This window comes from Curvibacter soli (assembly GCF_029211125.1).
GTDB classification, from domain to species: domain Bacteria; phylum Pseudomonadota; class Gammaproteobacteria; order Burkholderiales; family Burkholderiaceae_C; genus Curvibacter_A; species Curvibacter_A soli.
Genome location: NZ_JARGEN010000087.1, coordinates 1 through 5,621, shown reverse-complemented (window position 1 = coordinate 5,621; position 5,621 = coordinate 1). Strand labels below are relative to the sequence as shown.

The window sequence follows — 5,621 nt, the reverse complement described above, 5'->3', positions numbered from 1 at the left end:
AGCCTGACGATGACCTACTTTCACACGGGAGACCGCACTATCATCGGCGCGGAGTTGTTTCACTGTCCTGTTCGGGATGGGAAGGAGTGGGACCAACTCGCTATGGTCATCAGGCATAACTGGTTGCTGCCTTGAGGGGAACAAGGCAACGAATTCATAGAGCTGAATCAGCAAGCATATTTTTGACTGCGCATTTTTGGGCATAACACCTTGATCATGCCGATCAAAGTTATAGGGTCAAGCCGCACGAGCAATTAGTACTGGTTAGCTTAAGCGCTTACACGCCTTCCACACCCAGCCTATCAACGTCCTGGTCTAGAACGACTCTTCAGGGGGCTCGAGGCCCCGGCAGATCTCATCTTGGAACGAGTTTCCCGCTTAGATGCTTTCAGCGGTTATCTCTTCCGCACATAGCTACCCGGCAATGCCACTGGCGTGACAACCGGTACACCAGAGGTGCGTCCACTCCGGTCCTCTCGTACTAGGAGCAGGCTTCCTCAAATCTGCAGCGCCCACGGAAGATAGGGACCAAACTGTCTCACGACGTTTTAAACCCAGCTCACGTACCTCTTTAAATGGCGAACAGCCATACCCTTGGGACCGGCTACAGCCCCAGGATGAGATGAGCCGACATCGAGGTGCCAAACACCGCCGTCGATATGAACTCTTGGGCGGTATCAGCCTGTTATCCCCAGAGTACCTTTTATCCGTTGAGCGATGGCCCTTCCATACAGAACCACCGGATCACTATGTCCTGCTTTCGCATCTGCTCGACTTGTCAGTCTCGCAGTTAAGCACGCTTATGCCATTGCACTATCGTCACGATGTCCGACCGTAACTAGCGTACCTTCGAACTCCTCCGTTACGCTTTGGGAGGAGACCGCCCCAGTCAAACTGCCTACCATGCACTGTCCCCGATCCAGATGATGGACCTAGGTTAGAACCTCAAACGCACCAGGGTGGTATTTCAACGTTGGCTCCATACGATCTAGCGACCGCACTTCATAGCCTCCCACCTATCCTACACAGATCCGTTCAAAGTCCAATACAAAGCTACAGTAAAGGTTCATGGGGTCTTTCCGTCTTTCCGCGGGGAGATTGCATCATCACAAACATTTCAACTTCGCTGAGTCTCAGGAGGAGACAGTGTGGCCATCGTTACGCCATTCGTGCAGGTCGGAACTTACCCGACAAGGAATTTCGCTACCTTAGGACCGTTATAGTTACGGCCGCCGTTTACTGGGACTTCAATCAAGAGCTTGCACCCCATCATTTAATCTTCCAGCACCGGGCAGGCGTCACACCCTATACGTCCACTTTCGTGTTTGCAGAGTGCTGTGTTTTTATTAAACAGTCGCAGCCACCGATTTTTTGCAACCCCGTTGGGCTCGCCTTGTACAGGTTCACCTACTTGGGGCATACCTTCTCCCGAAGTTACGGTATCAATTTGCCGAGTTCCTTCTCCTGAGTTCTCTCAAGCGCCTTAGAATACTCATCTCGCGCACCAGTGTCGGTTTGCGGTACGGTCGTGTGTAGCTGAAGCTTAGTGGCTTTTCCTGGAAGCAGGGTATCACTCACTTCGGCTGCAAGCAGCCTCGTTATCACCCCTCATCTCAGCCCGGCGGATTTGCCTACCGGGCACGACTACAGGCTTGAACCAACATGTCCAACAGTTGGCTGAGCTAACCTTCTCCGTCCCCACATCGCACTACACATCGGTACAGGAATATTGACCTGTTTCCCATCAGCTACGCATCTCTGCCTCGCCTTAGGGGCCGACTCACTCTACGCCGATGAACGTTGCGTAGAAAACCTTGCGCTTACGGCGAGGGGGCTTTTCACCCCCTTTAACGCTACTCATGTCAGCATTCGCACTTCTGATACCTCCAGCATCCGTTACCAGACACCTTCACAGGCCTACAGAACGCTCTCCTACCACGTGCAATAAATTGCACATCCGCAGCTTCGGTAACTGGCTTAGCCCCGTTACATCTTCCGCGCAGGACGACTCGATCAGTGAGCTATTACGCTTTCTTTAAATGATGGCTGCTTCTAAGCCAACATCCTGACTGTTTTAGCCTTCCCACTTCGTTTCCCACTTAGCCAATTTTAGGGACCTTAGCTGGCGGTCTGGGTTGTTTCCCTCTTGAGTCCGGACGTTAGCACCCGGTGCTCTGTCTCCCACGCTGTACTCTTCGGTATTCGGAGTTTGCCTTGGTTTGGTAAGTCGCCATGACCCCCTAGCCAAAACAGTGCTCTACCCCCGAAGGTAATACGTGAGGCACTACCTAAATAGTTTTCGGAGAGAACCAGCTATTTCCAAGTTTGTTTAGCCTTTCACCCCTATCCACAGCTCATCCGCTAGTTTTGCAACACTAGTCGGTTCGGACCTCCAGTACCTGTTACGGCACCTTCATCCTGGCCATGGATAGATCACTTGGTTTCGGGTCTACACCCAGCGACTGAACGCCCTATTCGGACTCGATTTCTCTACGGCTTCCCTATTCGGTTAACCTTGCCACTGAATGTAAGTCGCTGACCCATTATACAAAAGGTACGCAGTCACCCCTCAGGGCTCCTACTTTTTGTAAGCATGCGGTTTCAGGATCTATTTCACTCCCCTCCCGGGGTTCTTTTCGCCTTTCCCTCACGGTACTAGTTCACTATCGGTCGATGATGAGTATTTAGCCTTGGAGGATGGTCCCCCCATGTTCAGACAGGATTACACGTGTCCCGCCCTACTTGTCGCTGGCCTAGTACCACACGTCTCTTTTCGCATACAGGGCTATCACCCGCTATGGCCAGCCTTTCCAGACTGTTTTGCTAAGAGTCGTGCTATCACCAGCAGGCTTCTCCGATTTCGCTCGCCACTACTTTCGGAATCTCGGTTGATGTCTTTTCCTCGAGCTACTGAGATGTTTCAGTTCACCCGGTTCGCCTCGCTGACCTATGTATTCAGTCAGCGATACCTTTGCAGGTGGGTTTCCCCATTCGGATATCTCCGGATCAAAGCTAATTTGCCAGCTCCCCGAAGCTTTTCGCAGGCTACCACGTCCTTCGTCGCCTATCATCGCCAAGGCATCCACCACATGCTCTTATTCACTTGACCCTATAACTTTGATTTCTCTTCACAGAGAACAAAGCCTATCAAGGAATGATGTCAGGTCTTTCACCTGACGCGTTATGCCGTCTTCATTTTGCCAAACGCAAAGTGAAGTTCATTTGACGCAATCAAAAATTCATGTTGCCGACGGCACGGTGGGCTTGCGCCCTTTCCGCCGACAACGCTGATTCGACTCTATGAATTTTTAAAGAACAGCCGATTGATTCGCACGATGGCGACCAACAACAAAGCAGCCTTATCGCAAAGCCGCTTTGGTGTTGATAGTTTGTATTGGTGGAGGATGACGGGATCGAACCGACGACCCCCTGCTTGCAAAGCAGGTGCTCTCCCAGCTGAGCTAATCCCCCCTCAGGTTTGGGATGGTGGGTCTGGTTGGTCTCGAACCAACGACCCCCGCCTTATCAAGACGGTGCTCTAACCAACTGAGCTACAGACCCAAGCCGGTCGCTTCGAGCCAGGAACCTAGACCGGTGCACTGGTATCGTTGGCGACAACCTTCCAACAACCGATAAGTGTGGGTGTTCAAATTTGAAAGCAGTTTCCAGAAAGGAGGTGATCCAGCCGCACCTTCCGATACGGCTACCTTGTTACGACTTCACCCCAGTCACGAACCCTGCCGTGGTAATCGCCCCCCTTGCGGTTAGGCTAACTACTTCTGGCAGAACCCGCTCCCATGGTGTGACGGGCGGTGTGTACAAGACCCGGGAACGTATTCACCGCGGCATTCTGATCCGCGATTACTAGCGATTCCGACTTCACGCAGTCGAGTTGCAGACTGCGATCCGGACTACGACTGGTTTTATGGGATTGGCTCCCCCTCGCGGGTTGGCAACCCTCTGTACCAGCCATTGTATGACGTGTGTAGCCCCACCTATAAGGGCCATGAGGACTTGACGTCATCCCCACCTTCCTCCGGTTTGTCACCGGCAGTCTCATTAGAGTGCCCTTTCGTAGCAACTAATGACAAGGGTTGCGCTCGTTGCGGGACTTAACCCAACATCTCACGACACGAGCTGACGACAGCCATGCAGCACCTGTGTTACGGCTCTCTTTCGAGCACTAAGCCATCTCTGGCAAATTCCGTACATGTCAAAGGTGGGTAAGGTTTTTCGCGTTGCATCGAATTAAACCACATCATCCACCGCTTGTGCGGGTCCCCGTCAATTCCTTTGAGTTTCAACCTTGCGGCCGTACTCCCCAGGCGGTCAACTTCACGCGTTAGCTTCGTTACTGAGTCAATGAAGACCCAACAACCAGTTGACATCGTTTAGGGCGTGGACTACCAGGGTATCTAATCCTGTTTGCTCCCCACGCTTTCGTGCATGAGCGTCAGTGCAGGCCCAGGGGATTGCCTTCGCCATCGGTGTTCCTCCGCATATCTACGCATTTCACTGCTACACGCGGAATTCCATCCCCCTCTGCCGCACTCCAGCGATGCAGTCACTAATGCAGTTCCCAGGTTGAGCCCGGGGATTTCACATCTGTCTTACATCACCGCCTGCGCACGCTTTACGCCCAGTAATTCCGATTAACGCTCGCACCCTACGTATTACCGCGGCTGCTGGCACGTAGTTAGCCGGTGCTTATTCTTACGGTACCGTCATGAGCGCCCTGTATTAGAGAGCGCCTTTTCGTTCCGTACAAAAGCAGTTTACAACCCGAGGGCCTTCATCCTGCACGCGGAATGGCTGGATCAGGCTTGCGCCCATTGTCCAAAATTCCCCACTGCTGCCTCCCGTAGGAGTCTGGGCCGTGTCTCAGTCCCAGTGTGGCTGGTCGTCCTCTCAGACCAGCTACAGATCGTCGGCTTGGTGAGCCTTTACCCCACCAACTACCTAATCTGACATCGGCCGCTCCGTTCGCGCGAGGTCTTGCGATCCCCCGCTTTCATCCATAGATCTTATGCGGTATTAGCGTAACTTTCGCTACGTTATCCCCCACGATCGGGCACGTTCCGATGTATTACTCACCCGTTCGCCACTCGCCACCAGGGTTGCCCCCGTGCTGCCGTTCGACTTGCATGTGTAAAGCATTCCGCCAGCGTTCAATCTGAGCCAGGATCAAACTCTACAGTTCGATCTTGAAGTTTTTTGCCTCTTTCGAGGCAACTCATAAAAACGGAATTGAAGTGAACTTCACTTCTATTCTCATGAGTGTTTGAGTTCCGAAGAACTTGGCTTTCGCCTTCAAACACCCACGCTTATCGGCTGTATATTTTTAATGAACGCGCAGGCAACAATCTCTTTTGCCTGCAAACCCGACAGCGATCTGTCGAGCCTTAAATTATAACAGGATTTTTTATTTCCCATCAAGCCCAAGGGGCTTTGCCTTGCCCCGCCAGACCGCAGTCGATCTTAGATCGCGAATCCAGCAAAAACTCAGCGCAGCCTCGAATTATATACCGCCTTCTACGGCTTCGGCAACAATTCCTTGGGCCTCCTCAGCTTCCAGCCCTGATCACGCGTTCAGGCACCGCCCGCTGAGCCAATGACTATAG

The 5,621-nt window shown here is 52.6% G+C and carries 2 tRNA genes and 3 rRNA genes; all 5 read right to left on the bottom strand.

Annotated elements, in window-relative coordinates:
• Position 1: 1 nt before the first annotated feature.
• Positions 2 to 114: ribosomal RNA gene (rrf, locus tag PY257_RS16125) — 5S ribosomal RNA — on the bottom strand.
• 119 nt (positions 115 to 233) lie between these two features.
• Positions 234 to 3,109 (bottom strand): 23S ribosomal RNA (locus PY257_RS16120).
• A 286-nt stretch (positions 3,110 to 3,395) separates the two neighbouring features.
• Positions 3,396 to 3,471: transfer RNA gene (locus PY257_RS16115), tRNA-Ala, on the bottom strand.
• Positions 3,472 to 3,484: 13 nt separating this feature from the next.
• Positions 3,485 to 3,561 (bottom strand) — tRNA-Ile (locus tag PY257_RS16110).
• A 108-nt stretch (positions 3,562 to 3,669) separates the two neighbouring features.
• A 16S ribosomal RNA gene (locus PY257_RS16105) occupies positions 3,670 to 5,200 on the bottom strand.
• The 16S, 23S and 5S rRNA genes sit together here with 2 tRNA genes alongside, the layout of an rRNA operon.
• Positions 5,201 to 5,621 lie beyond the last annotated feature (421 nt).